This is a genomic window from Jiangella alkaliphila (genome assembly GCF_900105925.1).
In the GTDB taxonomy this organism is placed as follows: domain Bacteria; phylum Actinomycetota; class Actinomycetes; order Jiangellales; family Jiangellaceae; genus Jiangella; species Jiangella alkaliphila.
The window spans coordinates 1,465,600-1,489,121 of the sequence record NZ_LT629791.1; the positions used below are offsets into that span (position 1 = coordinate 1,465,600).

25 protein-coding genes are annotated in these 23,522 nt (G+C 72.8%); 13 read left to right on the forward strand and 12 right to left on the reverse strand.

What is annotated here, in order from left to right; all coding sequences use genetic code 11:
- The first annotated feature begins 6 nt into the window (after positions 1-6).
- Positions 7-855, forward strand: a complete 849-nt coding sequence (locus tag BLV05_RS06790) for an alpha/beta fold hydrolase (protein ID WP_046767777.1) — start codon at positions 7-9, stop codon at positions 853-855.
- A gap of 485 nt (positions 856-1,340) precedes the next feature.
- A complete protein-coding gene (locus tag BLV05_RS06795; protein WP_197683560.1) occupies positions 1,341-2,084 on the forward strand; it encodes a DUF6879 family protein in 744 nt (247 codons plus the stop codon).
- Here BLV05_RS06795 and BLV05_RS06800 read toward each other — a convergent pair.
- The 3 genes from BLV05_RS06800 to BLV05_RS06810 form a co-directional block, all read right to left on the reverse strand.
- Positions 2,077-2,946: a helix-turn-helix domain-containing protein gene (locus BLV05_RS06800; RefSeq protein ID WP_160312724.1), complete on the reverse strand. Its 870-nt coding sequence runs from the start codon at positions 2,944-2,946 to the stop codon at positions 2,077-2,079. The two genes, BLV05_RS06795 and BLV05_RS06800, sit on opposite strands and share 8 nt — an antisense overlap.
- A 94-nt stretch (positions 2,947-3,040) precedes the next feature.
- Complete coding sequence (locus BLV05_RS06805; protein WP_046767778.1) at positions 3,041-4,000, reverse strand: DUF3500 domain-containing protein; 960 nt, start codon at positions 3,998-4,000, stop codon at positions 3,041-3,043.
- Complete coding sequence (locus BLV05_RS06810) at positions 3,945-6,551, reverse strand: sensor histidine kinase (RefSeq protein ID WP_063932513.1); 2,607 nt, start codon at positions 6,549-6,551, stop codon at positions 3,945-3,947. The genes BLV05_RS06805 and BLV05_RS06810 overlap by 56 nt, the downstream gene beginning before the upstream one ends.
- Positions 6,552-6,604: 53 nt before the next feature.
- On the opposite strand from BLV05_RS06810, the gene BLV05_RS06815 reads away from it, so the two are divergent.
- The 5 genes from BLV05_RS06815 to BLV05_RS06835 are packed head-to-tail and all read left to right on the forward strand — an operon-like array spanning position 6,605 to position 11,261.
- A complete protein-coding gene (locus tag BLV05_RS06815) occupies positions 6,605-7,300 on the forward strand; it encodes a response regulator (protein ID WP_046767779.1) in 696 nt (231 codons plus the stop codon).
- A 40-nt stretch (positions 7,301-7,340) separates the two neighbouring features.
- On the forward strand, positions 7,341-8,267 hold the full coding sequence (locus tag BLV05_RS06820; RefSeq protein WP_046767780.1) for an SDR family oxidoreductase: 927 nt from the start codon (positions 7,341-7,343) through the stop codon (positions 8,265-8,267).
- 9 nt (positions 8,268-8,276) lie between these two features.
- A complete protein-coding gene (locus BLV05_RS06825; RefSeq protein WP_197683561.1) occupies positions 8,277-9,275 on the forward strand; it encodes a Gfo/Idh/MocA family protein in 999 nt (332 codons plus the stop codon).
- 55 nt (positions 9,276-9,330) lie between these two features.
- Positions 9,331-10,389 carry an alpha/beta fold hydrolase gene (locus BLV05_RS06830; RefSeq protein ID WP_046767781.1) on the forward strand — a complete coding sequence of 353 codons (1,059 nt, stop codon included), beginning with the start codon at positions 9,331-9,333 and terminating at the stop codon, positions 10,387-10,389.
- On the forward strand, positions 10,386-11,261 hold the full coding sequence (locus tag BLV05_RS06835; protein WP_052762285.1) for an alpha/beta hydrolase: 876 nt from the start codon (positions 10,386-10,388) through the stop codon (positions 11,259-11,261). The genes BLV05_RS06830 and BLV05_RS06835 overlap by 4 nt, the downstream gene beginning before the upstream one ends.
- 144 nt (positions 11,262-11,405) lie before the next feature.
- On the opposite strand, the gene BLV05_RS06840 is transcribed toward BLV05_RS06835, so the two are convergent.
- On the reverse strand, positions 11,406-12,158 hold the full coding sequence (locus tag BLV05_RS06840; protein ID WP_046767782.1) for a 3-hydroxybutyrate dehydrogenase: 753 nt from the start codon (positions 12,156-12,158) through the stop codon (positions 11,406-11,408).
- A gap of 174 nt (positions 12,159-12,332) precedes the next feature.
- On the opposite strand from BLV05_RS06840, the gene BLV05_RS06845 reads away from it, so the two are divergent.
- The 3 genes from BLV05_RS06845 to BLV05_RS06855 are packed head-to-tail and all read left to right on the forward strand — an operon-like array spanning position 12,333 to position 14,513.
- A complete protein-coding gene (locus BLV05_RS06845) occupies positions 12,333-12,986 on the forward strand; it encodes a hypothetical protein (protein ID WP_046767783.1) in 654 nt (217 codons plus the stop codon).
- Positions 12,987-13,018: 32 nt separating this feature from the next.
- On the forward strand, positions 13,019-13,909 hold the full coding sequence (locus BLV05_RS06850; protein ID WP_046767784.1) for a bifunctional helix-turn-helix transcriptional regulator/GNAT family N-acetyltransferase: 891 nt from the start codon (positions 13,019-13,021) through the stop codon (positions 13,907-13,909).
- Positions 13,910-13,931: 22 nt separating this feature from the next.
- Positions 13,932-14,513, forward strand: coding sequence for a DnaJ family domain-containing protein (locus BLV05_RS06855; protein WP_063932514.1), 582 nt, complete (start codon positions 13,932-13,934; stop codon positions 14,511-14,513).
- Here BLV05_RS06855 and BLV05_RS06860 read toward each other — a convergent pair.
- Positions 14,464-15,471 carry a sigma-70 family RNA polymerase sigma factor gene (locus BLV05_RS06860; RefSeq protein ID WP_046767785.1) on the reverse strand — a complete coding sequence of 336 codons (1,008 nt, stop codon included), beginning with the start codon at positions 15,469-15,471 and terminating at the stop codon, positions 14,464-14,466. The two genes, BLV05_RS06855 and BLV05_RS06860, sit on opposite strands and share 50 nt — an antisense overlap.
- Before the next feature lie 124 nt (positions 15,472-15,595).
- On the opposite strand from BLV05_RS06860, the gene BLV05_RS06865 reads away from it, so the two are divergent.
- Positions 15,596-17,014, forward strand: coding sequence for an MFS transporter (locus tag BLV05_RS06865; protein ID WP_046767786.1), 1,419 nt, complete (start codon positions 15,596-15,598; stop codon positions 17,012-17,014).
- Here the strand turns inward: BLV05_RS06865 and BLV05_RS06870 are convergent.
- From BLV05_RS06870 to BLV05_RS06880, 3 genes are read right to left on the reverse strand one after another with little or no spacing between them, the layout of a single operon-like run.
- A complete protein-coding gene (locus tag BLV05_RS06870) occupies positions 17,004-17,804 on the reverse strand; it encodes an alpha/beta fold hydrolase (RefSeq protein WP_046767787.1) in 801 nt (266 codons plus the stop codon). The genes BLV05_RS06865 and BLV05_RS06870 overlap by 11 nt on opposite strands.
- Positions 17,805-17,830: 26 nt before the next feature.
- On the reverse strand, positions 17,831-18,574 hold the full coding sequence (locus BLV05_RS06875; RefSeq protein WP_046767788.1) for an SRPBCC family protein: 744 nt from the start codon (positions 18,572-18,574) through the stop codon (positions 17,831-17,833).
- Positions 18,575-18,576: 2 nt separating this feature from the next.
- Positions 18,577-19,173, reverse strand: a complete 597-nt coding sequence (locus BLV05_RS06880) for an ArsR/SmtB family transcription factor (protein WP_046767789.1) — start codon at positions 19,171-19,173, stop codon at positions 18,577-18,579.
- Between the two features lie 94 nt (positions 19,174-19,267).
- On the opposite strand from BLV05_RS06880, the gene dinB reads away from it, so the two are divergent.
- Positions 19,268-20,458 (forward strand): DNA polymerase IV, encoded by a 1,191-nt coding sequence (gene dinB, locus BLV05_RS06885; protein ID WP_231948770.1) that lies wholly within the window; start codon positions 19,268-19,270, stop codon positions 20,456-20,458.
- A gap of 9 nt (positions 20,459-20,467) precedes the next feature.
- Here dinB and BLV05_RS06890 read toward each other — a convergent pair whose 3' ends face one another.
- Complete coding sequence (locus BLV05_RS06890; protein WP_046767791.1) at positions 20,468-21,040, reverse strand: dihydrofolate reductase family protein; 573 nt, start codon at positions 21,038-21,040, stop codon at positions 20,468-20,470.
- A gap of 128 nt (positions 21,041-21,168) precedes the next feature.
- On the opposite strand from BLV05_RS06890, the gene BLV05_RS06895 reads away from it, so the two are divergent.
- Complete coding sequence (locus BLV05_RS06895) at positions 21,169-21,768, forward strand: hypothetical protein (protein WP_152690651.1); 600 nt, start codon at positions 21,169-21,171, stop codon at positions 21,766-21,768.
- Between the two features lie 11 nt (positions 21,769-21,779).
- Here the strand turns inward: BLV05_RS06895 and BLV05_RS37560 are convergent, their stop codons facing one another.
- From BLV05_RS37560 to BLV05_RS06910, 3 genes are read right to left on the reverse strand one after another with little or no spacing between them, the layout of a single operon-like run.
- Complete coding sequence (locus tag BLV05_RS37560; RefSeq protein ID WP_046767793.1) at positions 21,780-22,358, reverse strand: TetR/AcrR family transcriptional regulator; 579 nt, start codon at positions 22,356-22,358, stop codon at positions 21,780-21,782.
- Positions 22,359-22,377: 19 nt separating this feature from the next.
- The gene (locus BLV05_RS37565; RefSeq protein ID WP_046767794.1) at positions 22,378-23,130 is read right to left on the reverse strand and encodes a hypothetical protein; all 753 of its coding nucleotides are present in this window, start codon (positions 23,128-23,130) and stop codon (positions 22,378-22,380) included.
- A 17-nt stretch (positions 23,131-23,147) separates the two neighbouring features.
- A complete protein-coding gene (locus BLV05_RS06910; RefSeq protein WP_082155069.1) occupies positions 23,148-23,519 on the reverse strand; it encodes a DUF1801 domain-containing protein in 372 nt (123 codons plus the stop codon).
- Positions 23,520-23,522 lie beyond the last annotated feature (3 nt).

A 23,522-nucleotide genomic window follows, 5' to 3' on the forward strand; every position in this document is an offset into this window, starting at 1 on the left:
CAGAACATGATCGTGGAGATCAACGGCAACCCGCTCGACGTCGAGCTGCTCGGCGGCGACGACCCGGGCAAGCCGCTGCTCATCGCCCATCACGGCGCGCCCGGCCTCGGATCGCGCCGGGAGCCCTCGGCGGCGTTCGGCCACCTCTCCGACCTGTTCCGCGTGCTGGTGTTCGACGCGCGGGGCAGCGGCAAGAGCGGCGACGTCCCGCCGTTCACGCACGAGCAGTGGGCCGCCGACATCGACGCGCTGCGGGAGTGGGCGGGCGCGGAGACGCTGGTCATGGCCGGCGGGTCGTACGGCGGCTTCCTCGCGATGGAGTACACGATCGCCCACCCGCACCGCGTGCTGGCGCTGGTGCTGCGCGACACCGCGCCGGACCACACGCACGAGGAGGCGGCGACGGCCAACGCCCGCGCGTCGTCGCGCATCCAGGTCGACGAGGACAAGCTCGACCGCATCATGGCGGGCCAGATCCGCGACAACGACGACTTCCGCGACTGCTGGGCGTCGATCCTGCCGCTCTACGACCACGAGTACGACCCGGCGTCCATCCAGGCCCGCGTCGACTCCGTCGACTACCACTACGCCACGCACAACTTCGCGTTCGCGGTGAACCAGCACCACTACGACGTCAAGCCGGGGCTGCCGTCGGTGAGCTGCCCGACGCTCGTGACGGTGGGCCGCAGCGACTGGATCACGCCGGTGGAGTGCAGCGAGACCATCGCCGCCCTGATCCCCGACGCGCAGCTGGTGGTGTTCGAGAAGTCCGGCCACTCCCCGCCGATGGAGGAGCCGGAGCGGTTCCAGCAGGTGGTCAGGGACTTCCTGGTGACGCGGGTGCTCGACGCCTAGGCGCCCCTTGTTGGCCGTACGGCGCCTCACGACTCCATCCGCCCGCCGGGCCGCCGCACTGAACCGACGACTCGGAGACCGTACTGGTCGATCACGTGCGTGACGTGGCCGTACTTGTCGGCATGGCCTTGGGCTGCCTGCTCAGCACTACCGTACGAGGAGAACATGCGCCCGGACTTCCTGCACCGTGAGCAGTGCGCCCGGTAGGCCGGTGCCCAGTGCCTTGCACCGGCTTCCTGCTCCTGGCTGGTCACCGGCGGCTCCCGTGGCCCGCGCGATGCCGGCTGACTGCGAAGTGGGTCATCGGATGCTCCAGCACCGGGTCGTGGGGCGTGGCGGATGCATCGACCGTGGCCCAGGGCGCCAACCGTGAGCGAGAGTTTTGACTGGCTTTGACACCTACGGGTTCCTAGCGTTGACGCAAGGCATCGCGGCGGGTGATGGTCGAGGCTGTGCAGCTCGATGATCACGCGGAGGATGCTGTGGTGGACTTCATCGGCTTGGACCCCGGCTCGCCCCAGGACGAGTGTCCGGCCGTCTACGTGGACCCGGTGACGGGCGACTTCTACCAGCAGGGCCGTGTGGTGACGGACCCGGAGGTGCTGGCCTCGATCTCCAAGCACGGCGCGATCGCCGCCGACGAGGCGGTGGTGTGGCAGCCGGCGCGCATGGCCTCGATCCTCGGCGAGGCCGTCTACGGGAACTACGAACCGGAGCGGCAGGGGCCTGGCGAGCTGACGTTCGAGCGCTTCCTGGCCACCGCGCAGCGCTCGGCGATCCATGTCGAGATGCGCGAGGGCTACGGAGATGACGACCCGGCGTTTCAGCGCTGGCGGGAGACCGGCAGCACCGAGTACGACTGGAGCGTCTGGGCCAAGCTGATCGGGTCAGCGGTCGAGCGCGGCGTGACGGTCCGGCGCGTCCGTGTCGTGTCCGAGCCGGTCACGGACTACATCCGCTGGGAGCATGCGATCAGCGACGGCAACATCGATGCCGGCGAAGAGCTGCGCTGGCTCCCCCGGCGCCAGGCCTACGACCTCCTGCTTCCCGGTGCCGACCTGTGGATGATCGACCACCGGCTCGTTCGCTACAACTTCAACGCCGGAGACGGCCACAGCCTGCGCCAGTACGAGTACGTCAGCGACCCACGCAAGGTCGCCCAGGTAGTGGCCTCGGTCGAGATGATCTGGGACCGCGCCATCCCGCACGCGGCCTACAGCCCTAGCTGAGACTCGCCTGCGCAGCGCGGATCAGCGACGCGGCCCGGTCGCCGTGGACGGCCAGTGCGAACAGCCGCTCCCACGCGGCGCTGTACATGGCGACCTCGGCCGGGTCGGTCACCGACAAGAACCCCGAGACCAGTTCCACCGACACCAGCCGGGTGTCGGTGATGTTGAAGCTTTCGTCAGGGGACATGTTGCGCCGGTCGGCGTCCATCGGAATCACTCCGACCGAGACGGTCGGACGGCGCATTACCGCGAGCAGGTGCCGGAGCTGCGCGGCATGGACCTCAGCCGCGAACGGCCGGTATCGCAGCACCGCCTCCTCGAACACGAACACCCACCGCGCGTCCGGCCGGCGCAACACGTTCTGCCGGTCCATCCGCTCCGCTACCGCATCAGCGACGTCATCGACCTCGACGCCCTGCTCCCTGCGGATCATCGTCAGCGCCGCCGTCGTGTACGCCTCGGTCTGGAGCAGGCCGGGGATGACCTTGGTCTGGTACGACCGGTACAGCGACAGCCCTTCGTACAGGTCGCGCACCGACTCCTGCGCCTTGCGTAGCCCGCCGCGGTTGAGCTGCTGGTAGGTCACCCACGTACCTGCGACGGCGGCTTGCTCGGCCAGTAGTTCTTCCGTCCGCCGCGGTGACGCTTCACAGATGCGACACCACAGCCTGACGTGGTCGGGGCTGATCGTCCGCCGACCCTTCTCGACCAGCGACACCATCGACGAGCCGGACCAACCGGCCTGCCGGGAGAACTCGACGCCGGAGATGCCCCGCTCGACCCGTAGCTCGCGCAGCTTGTCGGCAAGCCGCTTCCTGGCGGCCTGCGCAGACGACGACGGCGAGGCGGGCATCGTGAGCATCATTCCAACTATGCGCCGCCTACCGTCGAGTGGCGGGTGGCCACGCACCGCCCGGCCGTTCCCTCACCTCGTGCTGACGCCCGCGAGCTCTCACCTAGGCGTGGTGCGCCGCGTGGTGGGCGGCCAGCAGGTCGTCGCCCCAGTCGTGGCGCAGGTCGCGCCAGACCGAGTGGATGTGGTTCGCGTCGTGCTGGGTGTTGTCGTACTCGAGCAGGAAGGTCGGGCCCAGGACGGCGTAGTAGTGGCCGTGGCCGGGCTCGACCGGGCCGGCCCAGCGGAACGTGACGCGCTCCAGCCCGGCGGCGGCGAGGTCGCCCCAGGCCGGCTCCGCGGCGGCCGGCGTCACCCGGCCGAGGTACTGGTGGATCAGGTGTTCCAGCAGCTCGCGCCCGGCCGGCGGCATGTCGCCGTAGGCCAGCCCGGGCGCGATGCGGCCCGCGTCGGCGACGGGGTCGTCGCGGGTCAGGATGTCGCTCGGGGCCTCGGGTGACGTGACGGCGACGGCGCGCTCGGCGGGCGGCAGCGCCGTGACCAGGGCCCGGCCGAGGTCGTGCTCGGTGCCGAGCGTGCGCCGTCCCGCGCCCGGGAAGCCGTCCGGGATCGTGGCCGGGTTGGCGCCGAAGAACTGCGGCGTCCCCACCACGCGCCCGCCGGCGACGGTCACCGTCACGGCCAGGTGGTGCCCGCCCACCCGCCACCCCCACGTCGCCGCGCCCGGCGTCCCGTACACCCGGACCCAGTACAGCCCGGGCTGGCGCCGTTCCCACGTCGGCACCCCGGCCGTCCGTTCGACCGCGCCGAGCACCGTCTCGAGGTCCATGATCGTCCGCGCATCGACGAACCCGGCGGCGGACAGCCCGGTGGCCAGCAGCTGCAATGCCGCCGACCGTTGCGGTCCGGACAGCTCGCCCATCGCCACCCCGGGCCGGGACCGCGGCAGGTAGGTGAACATGCGCCGGTCGGGTGCGTCGAACGGCGCGTGGGCCCGGTCCAGCTGGTCAGGGTCGAGCGCGGCCAGGAACGTCGTCGCCGCGGCGGTCATCGGGTCGCTCATCGAGCACCACTCTGCCACCCGGCGCCGGATCGTCGTCCTCGGCGGGGACGGCGAGGCGCATGGTGAGCCCGCCGTCGGGCGTCGTCTCGGGGGTGAGCGTGCCGTCCATCGCCTCGGTGAGGCCGCGCGACAGCGCCAGCCCGAGCCCCACGCCGGTGCCGCTGTCGCCGAGGCGCTGGAACGGGACGAACACGCGGTCGCGCTGGTCCTCGGGGATGCCCGGGCCGTGGTCGATGATCAGCAGCTCCACGACGGACTCGTCCTCGCGGCCGGTCACGGTCGGCGGTCGCCCTGGCGGGCTGAACCGCAGCGCGTTGCCGATCACGTTCACCAGCACCCGCTCCAGCAGCGCCGGATCGACGTCCATGCGCGGCAGGTCGGCCGGCAGGTCCACCGTCACCTCCCGGGCCGGTTCGCCGAGCTCGTCCAGGGCGCGCGCGACGCTGTCGCCGGCCGCCGTCGGGCGCAGCGCGACGCCGAGGACGCCGGCCTGCAGGCGGCTGAGGTCAAGCAGGTTGGTGATGAGGTCGCTGAGCCGGTCCAGCGACTCGTCGGCCGTCGCCAGCAGCTCCGCCTCGTCGTCGGCGTCGAACGTGACCTCGTCGCTGCGCAGGCTGGTGACGGCGGCCTTGGCGGCGGCCAGCGGAGTGCGCAGGTCGTGGCCGACGGCGGCCAGCAGGGCGGTGCGCATGCGGTCGGCCTCGGCGAGCGTGCCGGCCGACGCCGCCTCGCGGGACAGCCGCTCCTGCCGCAGCGCGAGTGCGGCCTGGGCAGCGAACGCCTCGATGACCCGGCGGTCCTCGGCCGGCATCGCCGGGCCGCTCAGCGCCAGCGACAGCGTGTCGTCGATCGGCACCTCGACGTCGGCCTCGGCCGGGGTCAGGCAGGGCCGCTCGCCGACGCACGCGACGACGGACCAGACGGACGGGTCCTCCTGGCTGCCCGGCAGCCGCGGCGCGTCGGGCGAGCGCTCCAGCAGCGTCACCGACGTCAGTCCGTAGGTCTCGAGCAGCCGGTCCAGCAGCCCGATCAGCGGCCGCGGATTGCCGACCATGCTGCCCGCGACGGTCGCGAGGTTCTGCGCGTCGGCGCTGGCCCGGGCCGCCTCGCGCGTGCGCCGGGCGGCGGTGTCGACGACGATGCTCACCGACGCCGCCACCAGCAGGAACACCGCCAGCGCGACGACGTTCTCGAGCTGGTTGACCTCGAAGGAGTTGATCGGCTCGGTGAAGAACCAGTTCAGCAGCAGGAACCCGGCGACGGCGGCGAGCAGCGCCGGCCACATGCCGCCGACCAGCGCGGCCGTGATCACCATCGCCAGCAGCAACAGCTCGCCGGTCGCCAGCGAGACGTCGTCGCGCAGCAGCCGCACGAACAGCACCAGCAGCGGCAGCCCGACCAGCGCCAGCACGAACCCGGCGACCTGCCGGTGCCGCGACAGCGGGCTGCCCAGCGCGGCGGTACGGCCGCGACCGGCCTGCTGGTGCGGGACCAGGTGGACGTCCATCGAGCCGGCCTGCGACACCGTGGTGAGCGCGACGCCGCGGGAGAACAGCTGCGCCAGCCGGCCGCGGCGGCTCGCGCCGAGCACCAGCTGGGTGGCGTTGACGCCGCGGGCGAACTCGATCAGCGCGGCCGGGATGTCCTCGCCGAGCACCTGGTGGTAGGTGCCGCCGAGGCTCTCGATCAGCAGCCGCTGCTTCGCCAGCAGCGTCGGGTTCGCGCCGATCAGCCCGTCGCTCGGCATGACGTGCACGGCCATCAGGTCCGCGCCCCGGCCGCGGGCGGCGATGCGGGCGGCCCGGCGGATCAGCGTCTCGCCCTCGGCCCCGCCGGTCAGCGCGACGACGACGCGCTCGCGGGCCTCCCAGGTGTCGTCGATGTGGTGGTCGGCGCGGTACCGGTCCAGCTGGTCGTCGACCTTGTCGGCCAGCCACAGCAGCGCCAGCTCGCGCAACGCCGTCAGGTTCCCGACCCGGAAGTAGTTGCCCAGCGCGGCGTCGACCTTCTCCGCCGCGTACACGTTGCCGTGCACCATCCGCCGGCGCAGCGCCTCGGGCGTCATGTCGACCAGCTCGACCTGGTCGGCGCGGCGCACCACCTCGTCGGGGACGGTCTCGCGCTGCGGCACGCCGGTGATCCGCTCGACGACGTCGTTGAGCGACTCCAGGTGCTGGATGTTCACCGTCGACAGCACCGTGATGCCGGCGTCGAGCAGGTCCTCGATGTCCTGCCAGCGCTTGGCGTGCCGCGACCCGGGCACGTTGGTGTGCGCCAGCTCGTCGACCACCGCGACCTCCGGCCGGCGGCGCAGGACCGCGTCGAGGTCCATCTCCTCGAACGTGGCGCCGCGGTACTGGACGGTCCGCCGCGGCACGACCTCGAGGCCGCCGATCAGCTCCGTCGTCCGGGCCCGGCCGTGCGGCTCGACCAGCCCGACCACGACGTCGGTCCCGCGGGCGAGCCGCCGGTGCGCCTCTTCGAGCATGGCGTACGTCTTGCCCACGCCCGGCGCCGAACCGAGGTAGATCCGCAGCTGACCGCGTCCCATGACACCAGTCTGGGGCACCGGTCCGGCCGGCGCGCCCGGCTACGATCGGCGGCATGGAGGCAGCCGCCCGGATCCTCGTCGTCGACGACGACGCCGGCATCCGCAAGACCCTCGCGCTGAACCTCAAGGCCCGGGGGTACACCGCCGACCTCGCCGGCACCGGAGAACAGGCGCTGCAACTGGCCGCCCGCCACCACCCCGACGCCGTCATCCTCGACCTCGGGCTGCCCAGCATGGACGGCCTCGACGTCGTCCGCGGCATCCGTGGCTGGTCGTCGGTCCCGATCCTGGTGCTGTCGGGCCGGGGCACCGAGGCGGCCAAGGTCGAGGCGCTCGACCTCGGCGCCGACGACTACGTCACCAAGCCCTTCGGCATGGACGAGCTGTTCGCCCGGCTGCGCGCCGCCACCCGGCGGGCCGTGCTGCCCGACGGCAACGCCGTCGTCGAGACCGACGACTTCACCATCGACTTCGCGGCCAAGCGGGTGGTGCGCGACGGCGCCGCCGTCCGGCTCACGCCCCGCCAGTGGCACATCGTCGAGGTGCTGGTGCGCCACAGCGGCCGGCTGGTGACGTACGAGCAGTTGCTGCACGAGGTCTGGGGTCCGGCGTACGGCACCGAGACGAACTACCTGCGGGTGTTCATGACGCAGATCCGCCAGCGGCTCGAGCCTGAGCCGTCGAAGCCGCGCTACTTCATCACCGAGCCCGGGTTGGGGTATCGCTTCCAGCTGCCGGGCGACCTGTAGCTGACACTCCGTGTCAGGGTTTGTCCGCCACCATCGGGTCATGGACACAACGCTGGACACAACGCTGGAAGGCAAGGTCGCGCTCGTCACCGGTGCGTCGCGCGGCGCGGGGCGGGGCATCGCGGTCGAGCTGGGTGCTGCCGGTGCGACGGTGTACTGCACCGCCCGGACGACTCGCGCGCAGCGGTCCGAGCAGGACCTGCCCGAGACCATCGAGGAGACCGCCGAGCTGGTCACCGCGGCCGGCGGCACCGGCATTCCGGTGCAGGTCGACCACCTGGTGCCCGAGCAGGTCGAGGCGCTGGTCGGCCGCATCGAGGCGGAGCAAGGCCGGCTGGACGTGCTGGTCAACGACATCTGGGGCGGCGAGTTGCTGTTCAGCTGGGCCGACCCGCTCTGGGAGCACTCGCTGGAGAAGGGGCTGCGGCTGCTCCGGCTGGCCGTCGACACGCACATCATCACCAGCCATTTTGCGCTGCCGCTGCTGATCCGCACGCCGGGCGGGCTGGTCGTCGAGATGACCGACGGCACGGCCGACTACAACGCGACGAACTACCGGGTCTCGTTCTTCTACGACCTCGCCAAGGCGTCGGTGCTGCGCATGGCGTTCGCCCAGTCCAAGGAGCTGGCCCCGCACGGCGCGACCGCCGTCGCGCTGACACCCGGGTGGCTGCGCTCGGAGATCATGCTGAGCCACTTCGGCGTCACCGAGGAGAACTGGCGCGACGCCCTCGGCGCGCAGCCGCACTTCGCGATCTCGGAGACACCGCGCTACGTCGGCCGGGCGGTCTCGGCGCTGGCTGCCGACCCGGACGTCGCCCGGTGGAACGGGCAGTCGCTGTCGAGTGGCCAGCTGGCCCAGGTTTATCGTTTCAGTGACCTCGACGGCAGCCGCCCCGACGCGTGGCGGTACCTCGTGGAGGTGCAGGACGCCGGCAAGCCCGCCGACGTCACCGGGTACCGCTAGGGAGCGCACATGACGACGGACACGGCCGGCCGCATCCGCTGGGGCATCATGGGCACCGGCGGCATCGCGGCCTCGTTCGCCCGCGACCTGCAGCTGGTCGACGACGCCGAGGTGGTCGCCGTCGGGTCGCGCAGCGACGAGAGCGCCACCGCGTTCGCCGGCCGCTTCGACCTGCCGCGCGCCTACGGCTCCTACGAGAAGCTGGTCGACGACCCCGACGTCGACGTCGTCTACGTCGCCACTCCGCAGACGGCGCACGCGGCGAACGTCCGGCTCGCGCTCGAGGCCGGCAAGCCGGTGCTGTGCGAGAAGCCGTTCACCGTCAACGCCGCCGAGGCCCGCGACGTCGTCGAGCTGGCCCGCGAGCGCGGCCTGTTCCTGATGGAGGCGATGTGGACGCGGTTCCTGCCGCACTTCCGCCGCATCGACCAACTGCTGCGCTCGGGCGTGCTGGGTGACGTCACGACGGTGGTCGCCGACCACGGCCAGGCCATCCCGGCCGACCCCGCGCACCGGCTGCAGCGGCCCGACCTCGCCGGCGGCGCGCTGCTCGACCTCGGCATCTACCCGGTCTCGCTGACGTCGTACGTGCTGGGCCGGCCCGACGGCGTCGCCGCGGCCGGGACGCTCTCGCCGAACGGCGTCGACGCCCAGACGTCGGCGGTGTTCACCTACGCGTCCGGCGCGCACGCCGTCGTCACGACCACGATGCGGGCGCGGACGGCGAACCGCGCGGTCATCACCGGCACCCAGGCGCGGCTGGAGATCGACGACGTCTGGTACGCGCCGACGTCGTTCTCGCTGCTGCGCCCGGCGTCGTCGCAGCCCGAGCGGTTCGAGTACACCCGCGTCGGCGGCGGCCTGCGGCACCAGGCCGTCGAGGTCGGCCGGCTGCTGCGCGCGGGCGCCACCGAGAGCGACGTCATGCCGCTGGACGAGACGGTGACGATCATGGAGACGCTCGACGAGATCCGCCGGCAGATCGGGCTGCGCTTTCCCGGCGAGTAGTGGCCCCGGGCGATCAACCCGTACGTAGGGCATGATCTGGCCTGAGGAGGGGGCCATGACATCCATGCTCATGCCGGGGGTGACGGAGCACCGTCACGCGACGCCGCGGCTCACCGTCAACACACTCACGGTGGCCGGGCGCGACACCGGGGAACCGATCGTGTTCGTCCACGGCAACGTGTCGTCCAGCGTGTTCTGGCAGCCGGCCATGCTCCGGCTGCCTGACCGGTTCCGCCCGGTCGCGGTCGACCTGCGCGGCTTCGGCGGCACCGAGACGCTTCCGGTCGACGCGACCCGCGGCGTCCGCGACTACGCCGACGACGTCGCCGGGCTGCTCGCCACCATGGGACTCGACGGCGCCCATCTGGTCGGCTGGAGCATGGGCGGCGCCGTCGTGCTGCAACTGCTGCTCGACGCGCCGAACCGGTACCCGTCGGTCACGCTGGTCAACCCGGTGTCGCCGTACGGGTTCGGCGGCACCCGCGGCGCCGACGGCGCACTGGCCGACCCGTCGGCAGCAGGGTCCGGCGGCGGCGCGGCCAACCCCGAGTTCGTGGCGCGCCTGCGCGACGGCGACAGCGGCGACGACGGCGCGCTGTCGCCCCGGCAGGTCATGCTGTCGTCATACGTGAAGCCGCCGTTCGTGCCGGAGCACGCCGACGCCTACGTCGAGTCGATGCTGACCACCGCGGTCGGCGACGACCACTATCCCGGCGACGCCGTCGCCACCGACGCCTGGCCGGGCGTGGGTCCGGGCACCCGCGGCGTGCTCAACACGATGGCGCCGACGCACCTGCGGCTGGACGGGCTCGACGCGATCGACCCGAAGCCGCCGATCCACTGGATCCGCGGCTCCGACGACGTCATCGTCTCCGACACGTCGCTGTTCGACCTCGCCTACCTCGGCTCGATCGGCGCGGTGCCGGGCTGGCCGGGCGACGACGTCGCGCCGCCGCAGCCGATGGTCGCGCAGACCCGCGCCGTCCTCGACGCCTACCGCGCGGCCGGCGGCGCCACCAGCGAGACCGTCCTCGCCGGCGCCGCGCACAGCCCGCATGTCGAGAAGCCGGACGAGTTCGTGGCCGCGCTGGTCGGCGGGTTGGACGGCCGATGACGCTCGGGGTCGCGGTCGACGGGGGGACGCTCGCGGTCCACGAGCTGGGGCGCGGCCCGGCCGGCGCTCCCGTCGTCATGGCGTTGCACGGCATCACCGCGAACGCGCTGGCCTTCGGCGCCGTCGCGCAGGCGCTGGACGGTCAGGTCCGGCTGCTCGCGCCCGACCTGCGCGGCCGCGCGGACAGCCGGTCGATCCGCGGTCCGTGGGGCCTGGCCGCCCACGCCGCTGACGTCGTCGCCGTCCTCGACGCCGCCCGGGTCGAGTCGGCGGTGCTGCTGGGCCACTCGATGGGCGCCTACGTCGCGGCGCTGACGGCCTACCTCTACCCGTCGCGGGTGTCGGCGCTGGTCCTGGTCGACGGCGGCGTCGGGTTCCCGGCGCCCGAGGGCGACATCGACGAGGCGCTGGAGCAGGTGATCGGCCCGGCCATGCGGCGGCTGACCATGACGTTCCCCGACGAGGCCGCATACCTGGACTTCTGGCGCGAGCACCCGGCCGTCGGCCCGGGCCTCGACACGTCGTACGGCGACCTGCTGGCGGCGTACCTGCGCCACGACCTCGTCAGCGGCGACGGCGGCCGCCGCTCGTCCTGTGTTCTCGACGCGGTCCGCGCCGACGGCGCCGACGTCCTGGCCGACCCCGTCGTGCTGCGGTCCCTGCGCGACGGCACCGTCCCGGCGATGCTGTTGTACGCCGCCCGCGGGCTGCAGGACGAGCCCCAGGGCCTCCTCGACGCCGGCCGCATCGCCGCGGCCGGCCTGCCCCCGACCGTCCGCGTCATCCCCGCCGGCGGCGTCAACCACTACACCGTCCTGTTCGAGCCCCAGGCCGTCCGGCTCATCGCCTACGCCGTCGGCACCTCGGTCTGATCCTTGCGACGCAGCCACCGCGCGCTGGTTCGGTGGTTGGCAGTTTGGTGGGGCCAGGGCGCCACCAAACTGCCAACCACCGGCCCCACGACGGCGAGCGAGGACCGATGCCTCGCTCAGCGTGCGACCAAGACGCGGGCGCCGTCAGCGGGCCGACCAGCCGCCGTCGAGGACGAGGTCGGTGCCGGTGATCGACCGGGCCGCCGGGCCGGCGAGGTAGGCGACCGCCTCGGCGACCTCGTCAGGCTCGATGAGGCGCTTGATCGCCTCGTTGGCCAGCATGATCTCGCTGACGACGCGGTCCTCGGGCAGGCCGTGGACCTTGGCCTGATCGGCGATCTGTGCCTCGACCAGCGGCGTGCGGACGTAGCCGGGGTTGACGCAGTTCGAGGTGACGCCGTGCGGCGCGCCCTCGAGCGCCGTCACCTTCGACAGCCCCTCCAGGCCGTGCTTGGCTGCCACGTAGGCGGACTTGTACGGGCTGGCCTGCAGCCCGTGCGCGCTGGAGACGTTGACGACGCGGCCCCACTCGCGCGCGTACATGCCCGGCAGCGCGGCGCGGATGAGCAGGAACGGCGCCTCGAGTATGAGCCGCAGCATGAACGCGAACCGGTCCGGCGGGAACTCCTCCAGCCGGGCGACGTGCTGGATGCCGGCGTTGTTGACCAGGATGTCGACGTCCAGCTCGGCCGACGCCAGCGCGGCGGTGTCGGAGAGGTCCACCTGCCACGCCTCGCCGCCGCAGTCGCCGGCTACGGACGCCGCGCGCTCGCCGTCGATGTCGGCGACGATGACATGTGCGCCAGCCGCGCCAAGCCGCCGGGCCACGGCGGCGCCGATGCCGCCGCCACCGCCGGTGACCAGCGCCCGGCGGCCGGCCAGATCGAGTTCGGCCATGGCAGGACTCTATGCCCGCGCCGATTTGTCATCGTCTTCCGAGAGCCAACGAACGGCGGCCTCAGTCGTCGGACTGCAGAGGTGTCGGTGCCAGGCTGCATTATTCGAAGTATGAGAGACCCGCAGAACCTCCTCGCGTGGGCACGGTCGCAGGCTGACGAACTCGAACGAGACATGAGCTGGCAGACGGCCGAGTACAGCAACGGTGGATATTGGAAGGCAACGGACGCCCAGAGCTTGCCGACCATCCAAGGTCGTGCCGTGGCCGCTCTGGAGTTCTTGCGTCGTTACGCCGGGTCCGAGTCGGAGTGGGTCCGTCGAGCGCAGTCGGTCTACGACAGCCACGGCGACAGACAATCGATCGAGTCGGGTGCGAGGGCGCTCGGGCCGCTGCTTCGCGAGTGGGCAGCGCAGGTCGCGGCAGGAGTCATCGACGTGCTGGGCGCCCGAGTGTGGGCTGAGACCGGACTTGCGAGCACAGATCTGATGGAACAGGTCCGCCGGCTCAACGCCGATCGTGGTAGCCATCCTGCTGCAGCCATCATCCTGTGTGGCGCGGCAGTGGAGATCAAGCTGCGTGGTCTCGTTGAGAGCCAAGGGCTGCAGATGTCGGAGCGGCCCTCGATGGGTGCCTACTACCGCCTGCTGCGCAAGGCAGACCTGTTGACCGCGCAGGATGTGAAGGACTTGGAACAGTTGGCGGGCCTCCGGAACAGTGCAGCTCACGGACAATTCGAGGCCCTGAGCCTGGAGCGTGCAGGTCTGGCGGAGCAGCAGGCGAACATCATGCTGCGACGACTCGACGAGATCGAGAACGCCGAGGCATGACTCCGGGCAGATTCCCTGACTACAGTCAGAGAATGGACGAGATCATGGTCGCGCGGGTGCGCCGGTTCAACCGGCTCGTCACCCAGCAGGTCGGCGCGCTCAACGACCGATTCCTGGCCCGCGACCGGCCGCTGGGGGAGTCTCGGCTGCTGTGGGAGATCGGCGACGGCCGCGACGTGCGGGCGCTGCGCACGTCGCTCGATCTCGACTCCGGCTACGTCAGCCGGCTGCTGCGCTCGCTGGAGGCGGCCGGCCTGGTGACGACGGAGCCCAGCGCGGCCGACCGGCGGGTGCGGCTGGCCCGGCTCACCGAGGCCGGCTGGGCGGAGCGGCGGCTGCTGGACGAGCGCAGCGACGAGCTCGCCGCGGAGTTGCTGTCGACGTTGCCCGACCGCCAGCGCGCGCGGCTGGTCGCGGCGATGGGCGAGGTCGAGCGGCTGCTGACGGCGGCGACGGTGCACCTGGCGCCGGCCGACCCCGAGGAGCCGGCGGCACAGCACTGCCTGCGCGCGTACGCCGCCGAGCTGGACGCCCGCTTCGACGGCGGCTTCGACCCCGCCCGCAGCATCCGCGCCGACGCCGCCGACCTGCGCCCGCCCGCCGGGTTGGTGCTGGTCGCGACGCTGCACGGCGCGCCGGTGGGCTGCGGCGCACTCAAGCTGCACGGCGCCGAGCCGGCCGAGCTCAAGCGCATGTGGGTCGACGAGACCGCCCGCGGGCTGGGTCTCGGCCGGCGGCTGCTGGCCGAGCTGGAACGGCGCGCCGCGGAGTACGGCGCGCCCGCCGTCAGGCTCGAGACGAACCAGGCGCTGACGGAGGCCATCGCGCTCTACCGGTCGGCCGGCTACGCCGAGGTGGCGGCCTTCAACGCCGAGCCGTACGCGCACCACTGGTTCGAGAAGTCCCTCCCGTCGCCGGGCTGACGACTCCTGCGACAATGGAGTCATGGCGGAACGCAAACCGCCCGGCATGGGCTTCGAGTCGTGGATCGACAAGCAGGTCCGCGAGGCGCAGGAGCGCGGCGAGTTCGACGACCTGCCGCTCGCCGGCAAGCCGCTGCCGCCGCGCCGTCAAGGCGACGAGTACACCTGGATCCGCGAGAAGCTGGCCGCCGAGGGCGAGTCCACCGACGCCCTGTTGCCCACGCCGCTGCGGCTGCGCAAAGAGGTCCACAAGCTGCCCGAGACGCTCCGCGACGTCCGCTCCGAGCAGACCGTCCGCGACGTCGTCGACGAGTTGAACGAGCGCATCAAGCAGTGGCTGCGGGCGCCGTCCGGCCCGAACATCCCGGTCACCCTGGTCGACGCCGACACCGTCGTCGACGAGTGGCGCAAGGCGCGGGCCGAGCGCATGGCGGCCGAACAGCAGGTCGCCCGCGAGCGCGCCGCCGCGGCCGAGCAGGCGGCCGCCGCCGAGCGCCTCGCGGCCGAAGAGGCCCGCCGCGCTCGTGGCAACCCGCTCAGTCCGCTCACCTGGCTCAACTGGTGGCGCCGCCAGCTCGGACGGCGGGAAGACCGCACGCCCTGACCCACTCCGCGTCCAGGAACACCGTCAGCCGGTCGATCCGCGCGCCGGCCACCGTCAGCACGATCAGCCCGTGCGCCCGCTGCACGCAGTCGGCGCCGCGCTTGTACATCGCGTGCGCCGGTTGCCCGTTGGCCCGGGTCGCGACCATCAGCAGGTCGCCCGGTGCGCCGAGCCGCGGCGCCAGGAACCGCCCGATCGCCTCCGCCCCGCGGAACCACGTCGCGTGCGGCGGCATCTCCAGCACGGCATCGCGGGCCAGCAGCCGGACCAGGCCGTCGACGTCGGCGTGCTCGAACGCGGCGACGTACCGGTCCAGCAGCTCCCGCTGCCGCGCGTCGGCCGGCGCCGGTGCGGCGCGCGCGGCGCCGTCCGCGTCCAGCCCGGCCAGCTGCGCCCGGGCCCGCCGCAGCGCGCTGTTGACCGCCGTCGTCGTGGTGTCGAGCAGCCGGGCCACCTCAGCAGCCCGCCAGCGCAGCACGTCGCGCAGGATCAGCACCGCCCGCTGCCGCGCCGGCAGGTACTGCAGCGCGGCGACCAGCGCCAGCCGGGTGCTCTCGCGCCCGACGGCGATCGCGGCGGGGTCGCCGGCCGACGCGTCCGCGCCGGCGGCCGTGTCCGGGAACGGCTCCAGCCACGGCACGTCGGTGAGCGGCGGGTCCAGTGGCGCGTCGGGGTCGGCGCCCGGTCCTGCCAGCCCCGAGGGCATCGGCCGGCGGCCCCGGCTCTCCAGCGCGCGCAGGCAGGCGCGGGTCGCGATCGTGTACAGCCACGTCCGCAGCGACGATCGGCCCTCGAACCCGTCGTAGCCGCGCCAGGCCCGCAGGTAGGTCTCCTGGACGGTGTCCTCGGCGTCGTGCAGCGAGCCGAGCATGCGGTAGCAGTGCGCCAGCAGCTCCCGGCGGTACTGGTCGGTCTGCCGGGCGAACTCGTCGGCCCGCGTCTCGGACGTCACGGTCATCGATGCCTCCTCGGGTGCTCCTCCCTGTACAGATCCGGGTGGGACCCGGAAGTCATCGGCGAGTTCCGCGCGGGCCGCGGATCTGCCTGAGGTGACGGATCCGTGAAACCGAAGGAGTCACACGATGAGCCCCCGCTCGCGCCGGGCCTGGGTCCTGGCCCTCACCTCGATCGCCTCGCTCATGGTGTCGCTGGACACCCTGATCGTGACGGTCGCACTGAGCACCATCCGGACCGATCTCGGCGCCACGCTCGAAGAGCTGGAATGGACGGTGAACGCCTACAACCTGAGCCTCGCCGTGCTGTTGATGACCGGGTCGGCGCTCGGCGATCGGTTCGGCCGCCGCCGCATGTTCGCGACCGGCCTGGTGGTGTTCACCATCGCGTCGGCGGCCTGCGCGCTGGCGCCGGGCGTCGGCTGGCTGATCGCGGCCCGGATCGCCCAGGGCGCCGGTGCCGCGCTGCTGATGCCACTGGCGCTGGCCATCCTCAGCGCCGCCTACCCGCCCGAGCGCCGGGGTCAGGCGCTGGGCATCTTCATGGGCGTGACGGGCTTGTCGGTGGTCGGCGGCCCGGTCCTGGGCGGCGCGATCACCGAGGGCGTGTCCTGGGAGTGGATCTTCTGGCTGAACGTCCCGCTCGGCCTGCTGGTGCTGCCGTTCGTGCTCACCCGCATCGACGAGAGCCACGGCACGGACACCGGTCTGGACTTCCCCGGGCTGGCGCTGGCCACCACCGCGGCGTTCGGCCTGGTCTGGGGGCTGGTCCGCGGCAACAGCGCCGGTTGGGGCAGCGCGGAGGTCGTGACGGCGCTGCTGCTCGGCGCGGTGCTATTGGCGGCGTTCGTGGCGTGGGAACGGCGGGCGCGCGAGCCGATGCTGCCGCTCGGGTTCTTCCGGTCCCGTGCCTTCTCCGCCGGCAACGCGGCCGGGTTCCTGTTGATCGCCTCGCTGTTCGGGACGCTGTTCCTGATCGCGCAGTTCCTGCAGACCGGCCTGGGCCACACGCCGCTCGAAGCGGGCCTGCGGCTGGTGCCGTGGACCGGCTGCCTGATGGTCGTCGCGCCGATCGCCGGTGCGCTGGTCGACCGGTTCGGCGAGCGGCCGTTCCTGGTCGGCGGGCTGGTGCTGCAGGCGGCCGGGTTCGGCTGGCTGGCGCTGGTGGCCGAACCCGGCGTGAGCTACGCGCAGCTGGTGCCGCCGCTGATCGTGAGCGGCATCGGCATCTCGATGGCGATCCCCGCGACGCAGAACTCCGTCGTCAGCTCCGTCCCCGCGCACATGATCGGCAAGGGCGCGGGCGCGAACTCGATGCTGCGCGAGCTGGGCGGCGTGTTCGGCATCGCCGTGCTGGTGGCGGTGTTCGCCGGCTGGGGCGGGTACGGCTCGCCGCGGGAGTTCACCGACGGGTTCGTGGCCGCACTGGCCGGCGCGGTCGTGCTGGCGCTGGCCGGCGCCGCCGCGGGGCTGCTGCTGCCCGCGCGGCCGGCCGCCGGCCGCACCCCGGACGCCGAGGATGCCCCGGTGCCCGTCGCTACCCGCTGAAGTACTCCGTCAGCACCGGGACCTGCGCGGCCGCCTTCACCATGTGGGTCTGGCCGGGCAGGGTCCGGTACCGCGCGTTCGGCAGCACCTCGGCCAGCCGGCGCTGGCTGTTGCGCATGTACTCGGGGCTCTTGCCGCCGTCCATGACCAGCGCCGGTTGCGTGACGGCGGACCACCGGTCGGCCGGGAACGGCTTGCCGTAGCCGGTGTCGCCGAGCACGCGGAAGTCGTAGGGGATGGTGTGGGCGACGCCCGTGAGCGTCTTCCACACCTTCGTGTACCGCATGATCGCGACGACGAAGCCCGGCACACCGACGGTCTTCATGAACAGCTTGACGGTGTCGCCGCGGCGGTCCGCCGCGATCAGCTCGTCGGTGTGCGCCAGCAGGTCCGGCTCCCAGTGCTTCCCGGTGTCGTCGGTGACGGCGGGCAGCTCATAGAGGGCCAGCTTGCGGATGCCGGAGCCGGGCCGTTTCGCCGTCTCGAGGGCCAGGGCCACGCCGGACGAGCAGCCGTAGACGAACACGTCGCCGCCGGCCGCCGTGATCAGCGCCTCGAGGTCCTCGGCCTCGCGCTCGACGGCGTAGGGCGCGGTGTCGGTGCTCTCGCCGCGGCCGCGCCGGTCGTAGTAGTAGACGGTGAACGCGGCGGCCAGGCCCTTCGCGAGGTCGGCCATCGGGCCGGAGTCGCGGTAGCACATGGCGCCGTCGACGAGGACGAGCGGCGGGCCGGAGCCGACCTTGGTGTAGGCGATCGTGGTGCCGTCGGCCGAGGTGACGGTGCTGGTCATGAGGGTTTCTCCTTCGGGATGGGTGGTCAGCCGAGGACGCGGGTCAGCCAGGACTGCCACGCCGCGTCGGTGTGGCGGTGCCCGTTGTCGGCGAAGACGTGGTGGGCGGCGACCATCGGGCCCCGGAACCCTTCGAGGAACCGGATCAGCGCGCCGCCGGTGCGGATGCCGAGCGTGTCGGCGTTGACGTAGTACACGACGCCGTCCTCGGCCGTGCCGTCCGCGAGCCGCAGGCTGACACCGTCGCCGGGAGCGACCGGGGCGGTGAGCCCGAGCTCGGCGTGCAGCGCGGCCCAGGCGTGGTCCCAGTCGGCGACCGGCGGGCCGAACGCTGTGACGGGCGTGGCCGTGCGGCCGGCGAAGTGGGTGAGGTACTCGAACAGCGTCTGGAAGAACAGCTCGTGGCCGCGCGACATCGCCTCGAACTCGTCCTCCCAGTCGTCGCCGGGGAGGAACCCGCTGGCGACCACCCGCAGCGTCGTGCTGCCGCGGTCGCGGCCCTCGAGCAGGAACTCGTAGGCGACGAACCGGCCGTCGGGCGCCGGCTCGCCGCCGTAGGCGAGCCGCTTGCCCGGCTCCCACGCGGTGACGTCGTGCGACGGGGCGTAGCCGCCGAAGTCGATGCGGACGGTGCCGTCGGGGCCGGGCTGGACGTCGGCCCGGCCCATGAACCACGAGTCGATGCCGGGGCCGGTGGCGATGGCCCGCCAGATCTCCTCGGGCGTGGCGTCGAGGTCGGCCTGGTGCGTGGACTCGAACCGGTGGCTCATGATCAGGGCTCCTTCGGCGCGGCGTCGACGCTCGGGTGGACGGCGACGACGATGCGGTGCGTGCGGCCGCCCTCGGCGGACTCGTCGTGGTACTTGCCGACCAGCGCGGTGACGGCGCCGGCCAGCTCTTCGGCGAACGCGGCGCGGTCGGTGGCCGAGGCGAAGCGCACCTCGCCGTCGACGGCGAAGGTGGCGACCCGCTTGCGCGCCTTCGTCGACGCGGTGAGCAGCAGGCCGACGTCGCGGACCAGCCTCGACGCCAGCGCCAGCAGCCAGCGGGCGGAGAGCTTGTCGGGCGAGCGGGACGGGTCGGGCTGGACGGCCGCCAGCGCCGTCGGCGAGATGACGTACGACGCCGCCGTCGCCTGGAGCACCCGCTCGGTGACGTTGCCCTTCCGCCGCTCCTCGACCAGCTCGACCAGGCCGTGCCGTTCGAGCGTGCGCAGGTGGTAGTTCACCTTCTGCCGGGCCAGGCCGACGCGCGTGGCCAGCATGGTGGCCGACTGAGGTTCGGCGAGCTCGGCCAGCAGCCGGGTCCGCATGGGGTCCAGCGACGCCTCTGCCGCTGCGGGGTCTTCGATCACCGTGACGTCCTGCATGCCGAGAAGCGTGCCACCGACAAATCCGTTTGTCAAGGAGATGCATGCTGTCGGAAGTCTTGGCATTGTGCAGATCTGATGCGAACATGTGTTCGTGGCCAGTCTGGCGACCATTCTGCACGCCGACCTCGACGCCTTCTACGCGTCGGTCGAGCAGCGCGACGACCCCGACCTGCGCGGCAAGCCCGTCATCGTCGGCATGGGGGTGGTGCTGGCGGCCAGCTACGAGGCCAAGGCGCGCGGGGTGCGGACGGCGATGGGTGGCCGGCAGGCGCGCAGGCTGTGCCCCGACGCCGTCGTCGTGTCGCCGCGCATGTCGGCCTACTCGGCGGCCAGTGACGCGGTGTTCGACGTGTTCCGGCGCACCACACCGCTGGTCGAGGGGCTCTCCATCGACGAGGCGTTCCTCGAGGTCGGCGGGCTGGCGAAGATCTCCGGGTCGCCGCCCGAGATCGCCGCGCGGCTGCGGACGGACGTCATGCGGACGGTCGGGCTGCCGATCACCGTCGGCGTGGCCCGCACCAAGTTCCTGGCCAAGGTCGCCAGCGCGGTGGCCAAGCCGAACGGACTGCTGGTGGTCGAGCCCGACCGCGAGCTGGCGTTCCTGCACCCGCTGCCGATCGAGCGGCTCTGGGGCGTCGGCGAGAAGACCGCGGTGAAGCTGCGGCAGCGCGGCATCGTCACCGTCGGCGACGTCGCCCAGGTGGCCGAGCGGTCGCTGGTCGCGATCGTCGGCCCGGCGGCCGGCCGGCACCTGCACGCGCTGGCGATCGGCCGCGACCCGCGCCGCGTCGTCGTGGGGCAGCGGCGCCACTCGATCGGGTCGCAGCACGCGCTGGGCAGCCGGCACCGAACGCCGGCCGAGCTGGACGCCGTCCTCGTTGGCATCGTCGACCGCGTGACCCGCCGGCTGCGGGCCGCCCGCCGGGTCGCCCGCACCGTGGTCCTGCGGCTGCGCTTCGACGACTACACCCGCGCGACCCGCTCGCACACGCTGGCCGAGCCGACGTCGCACACCGGCCAGCTGCTCACCGTCACCCGCAACCTCGTCGCCGCGACCGCGCCGACGATCGAGCAGCGCGGGCTCACGCTGCTCGGCGTCGCGCTGAGCAACCTCGAGGACGACGACCCGTTGCAGCTGCCGCTGCCCATCGACCGCCACGGCGGCAGCGCCCTCGACGCCACCGTCGACGACGTACGCAACCGGTTCGGCAACCGCGCCGTCACCCGCGCCGTCCTGCTGAACCGCGACGAGGCCATCGTCATGCCGATGCTGCCCGACTAGGGGCCACCCCTAGCGCCGCACGCGGTAGCGGAGGTGGGTCGCCTCCGGGGTGTCGATCACCCGGACGATGTCCAGCTCGATCTCGGCCGGCAGCACGTCGAACAGCCGGCGGCCACCGCCGAGCAGCACCGGGACCTGGGCGATCTGCAGCTCGTCCAGCACGCCGGCCGCGAGCGCCTGCTGCGCGGTGTATCCGCCCTGGACGTAGACGTGCTTGTCGCCGGCGGCGGCCTGAGCCTGCTTCATCGCGCTGGCGATGCCGTCGGTCACGTACGTCACCAGCGGATAGCCGAACCGCGCGGCCGGTGCCGGCGGACGGTGGCTGACGACGAAGATCGGCCGGCCGTTGAGGTCGCCGCCCCAGTGGTCCATCAGCTCGGCGGTCCGCCGCCCGGTGACGACGGCGCCGGCCGCGCCCATCTCGTCCATCACCTCCGCCGCCGGCCCGGTGACTTCGGCGAACTCGCCGCCCGGCGCGAACCACTCGTGCAGCCGGTGGCCTTCGGGGCCGCCGAGGAAGTCGTCCGGCGCGGAGATGTAGCCGTCGGCGGACACCGACATGTAGAGCACCGAGGTGGACATGATCCCTCCTGAGGTCGATGGCTGTGAACCTAAACTGTGTCCTATGGACACAGTTTACGCAAGACTCATGGCCCGAGTTGTCCGGAAACCACCCCCATGCGGACCGCCCAGCCGGAATGATGGTCGTCGTGGCGGCGGACGCATCCGATCTGCGAGACGACACGCTCTGGCTGGGCGGTGCGTACGAGCTGGCCGTCGAGCTGGGTGAGCGCGACGACGCCCGGCTGGAGGCCGCGCTGACGACCTTGTGGACGGCCGCCGACGTCGCCGGCTGCCAGGCGGCGGACCGCGACGACCCGCGCACCTGGGCCGACGCGCCCTGCACCGCGGCGGCGCTGCAACGGCACGGCCGGCTGGCCGGTCTGGTCACGCTGCCGCGGCGCCGCACCGTCGTGTGCGGGGTCCGGGCCGTGCGGCAGGTGTCCGGCACCGACTGGCTGGTGTTCTTCATCCCGGTCGGCGCGCTGGACCTCGCCGAGCCGCGCAGTGCCGCGTTCCCGTTCCGCGGCGGCGACTCGCTGCTGTGGCGGCGACCGCTGGACCGCTGGCTGGCCGGCATCGGCGCCCGGCTGCACGCGGTGGTGCCGTTCCGGCTGGCGCTGATCGGTCCCGAGGTCGCGGGCCTGACGACGGCGCGGTCGCTTGGCGGGCGGCCGCCGGCGGAGCGCTGGGCGGCCTACCTGATCCCGTCCGGCACCGGCCTGGAGTACCACCAGGCCGATCGCTGACGCCGTACGTCCTAGCGGGCGGCGAGGCGGTCGAACGCGGCCTCGACCGCGGCCGGCAGCCGCTCCGGATCGTCGTCGACGAGGGTGCGCGCGGCCTGGTAACAGGCCAGTCCGAGCTCGGCCGCGACGGTGGCGGTCTCGCGGTCGGCGCCGCGGTCGGTGAGCACGCGGGTCAGCGTCTCGGTGTGCCGGCGCAGCTTTGTCAGGCTGCGGGCGCGCAGCTCCGGATGCGCCTCGACCAGGCGCTCGTGCGCGGTGTAGAGGGCGGCGTTGGCCGTGATGGCCGCGACGTACGGGACGACCAGCGCGCGCACCTGCGCGATCGCCGCGGTCAGGGTGTCCGGCACACCGCCTGGTGCGGCACCGGCCGCCGCCACCAGCTCGTCCGCCACGCGATCGTCGCCGAAGACGACCTCCTGCTTGTCGCCGAAGTAGCGGAAGAACGTGCTGCGGCCGACCTCGGCCCGTTCGGCGATGTCGGTGACGGTGACGTGGTCGAAGCCGCGCTCGGCGAACAACGCCAGTGCGGCGTCGACGATCGCCTCGCGGGTGCGCTGCTGCTTCCGCTCGCGCAGGGTCTCCGGTGCCACGTCGTCGAGCTTAAGGTGCTCAACCCACGGGGTGCCGCATCCAGACGTTGGGCTCGACGTAGACCGCGTAGTCGTGCTCGACGCTGCAGTGCACCGGCACCAGCGCCTGCGGGACGACGACGTCGCCGGTCGCGTCGAACGGCAGGCCGGTCCACTCCCGCCAGTCGGCCAGCGTGCCGGCGATGACCATCGACCGCGGCGCGACCTTGACGATCGTCGCGCCGGCCCGCGCGTGCACGCGCAGCCACGGGTCGGCCGGCAGCCCGTCGGGCCGGGTGCGGTACGCGTACTCGCGCATCGGGACGTGCGGCTCGAGGTGCTTCGCGCTCGGCCGGACCGGTGCCACCAGCTCGGTGAAGCCCAGCCGGCGGACGTTCTCGTGCATGGCCGCGAGCAGCACCGAGGCGAGGCCCTCGCCGCGGCGGTCCGGCCGGATGGAGATCTCCAGCGCCGACACCAGCGTCGGCGACGAGTCGCGGTCGCGGTCCTGCGCGGCCCACCGGATGACGCCGTCCCAGCCGTCGTCGGGCAGCTCCCGCCGGTGCTCGCCGCCGAACTCGAACGGCACGGTGTACGCGAGCGCGACGGGGGTGTCCGGCGGCTCGTAGGCGACCAGCACATGCTCGGGGTGGTTGGTCTCGACGTCCGGGTAGTACAGGCCGGCCGCGGGGTCCTGCTGCATGAACGACGGCCACAGGTTCGGCAGCTGGGACTGCATCGCGGCCAGCTCGGGCCTCCGGTCCAGCGGCTCGACGATGAGGTTGGCGGGCATGGGCGGATTGTGCCACCTCACTCGTCGAGCAGGTCCTTCTGCCGGTCGATCGCCTGCCCCAGCAGCGCCGCCACCGCGTCGGGCCGCTCCTGAGCCCGGGCGAACGGCATGCTGCGCAGGTACCGCCCGCTGCCGCCGAGCAGGCTCTCCGGGTCGTCGAGCAGCACGCCCTTGTGGAACATCAGGCCGACGGTGTGCCGCGTAACGGAGACCGCGCACAGCCAGTGGTGCCAGTCGCCGCCCGCGGTGAACGTCAGCCGGTTCCACTTGATCGCCTCGTCCAGGTCGCCGGGCGCGCGCTCGCGAACGAGGCCGGCCAGCGCCTCGGCCTCCGCGCGGCGGTCCTCGGGCAGCTGGTCGAGCCAGACGTCGATCTGGTGGACGGTCATGAC